At 52.4% G+C, this 1176-nt stretch carries 1 protein-coding gene; it reads right to left on the reverse strand.

Annotation, left to right across the window (positions count from 1 at the left end; genetic code table 11):
• Window positions 1–266 precede the first annotated feature (266 nt).
• Complete coding sequence (locus QNJ86_RS13830; protein ID WP_283833235.1) at window positions 267–560, reverse strand: helix-turn-helix transcriptional regulator; 294 nt, start codon at window positions 558–560, stop codon at window positions 267–269.
• Between the last annotated feature and the right edge of the window lie 616 nt (window positions 561–1176).

Here is a 1176-nt window from a genome sequence, read left to right on the forward strand (position 1 = left end):
TTCGGGTCGCGGGGACCCCGGTTGTACTCCTCGATGGCGTTGTTGGTCGCCTGCAGAAGCTCCCGCTCGACCTGTTCGGGAGCGGGGCATATGTCCACGTCGATGCCCGCCAGATACTTCTCTGTGACCGTTCTAATCAGCTCGTTCTCGGTCATGTCTTGACCTGCGAAAACGGACGTGCTATCATAATCACAGATAGTAGAGGCCGTCCCGGAAGCTGTGCAGGCATCGGGGCGGTTTTCTTTTTTGCCCATATTTACACCTCCTTAATTCGTTAGCTCAATGCGCCTCACGTTGGCGCTCTTCCACGCCTCAAGGTCATCCACCTTGTAACGGACCGCATTGCCGACCTTGTAGTAACTCGGGCCTTTGCCTTGACAACGCCAGACGCGGAGCGTCCCGGCGCTCAGGCCGAGCAATTCCGCCGCTTCGTACGTCGTCATATAACGGGGTTTCGACCCCTTCGTCTTCTTCTGTTCTTTAGCCATATCAGCCACCTCCATGTTCAGAATCCGTTTCACGAGAACAAAAAAGCTCCCGTGGAAACCAAAGAAGGACATAGGCAGAACATGCCTTGTCTATCTCGGTTTCCACGGGAGCTTCGTGTTCGTTATTTCGCCCGTGACGCACGGCCTATTTGACCGAGCGCTCGGCTCCTATTCCCGGTAGCAACCCCGCATCAAAGACGGGACGGGTGCTGAGCCATTTATCTATACAACTGGTATTATACAGCGTTAACTCGATTAACGCAATACCCGATATTCCGTCTCCGCAGGTCAGAGGCTTGTTTCCACTCGTATACGAGCGGAAATCGCCCGAAAAAAATATTGCGCGCGCCCATGTTCCACTACTGCGTTCGAAAAGTGGAACAAGTGGAACATCCGCCTCTACTCCCCGATAAACACGAGGAATATTACGTTCCACTTTCGGATTGGAAAGTGGAACGAGCCACCAAGAAGCTGAAAGCAGAAGAAGGACCGTACACGGCAGGAGAGGGAAGCTCTGACACACTTTGACACACTTCGAAGTGTGTCAGAGATTTCCCGCATTCATCGGCTTCCCCGAGCGATTGCCCGTTTTTCTGACACACTTCCATTTTTTATAGTGTGTCGGTACTTTCGTAGGATTTATCGGCTTCCTCGGACGCTTGACACACTAAACACACTATTTTTCCAA

This window comes from Gordonibacter faecis, from assembly GCF_030077735.1.
Lineage (GTDB): Bacteria > Actinomycetota > Coriobacteriia > Coriobacteriales > Eggerthellaceae > Gordonibacter > Gordonibacter faecis.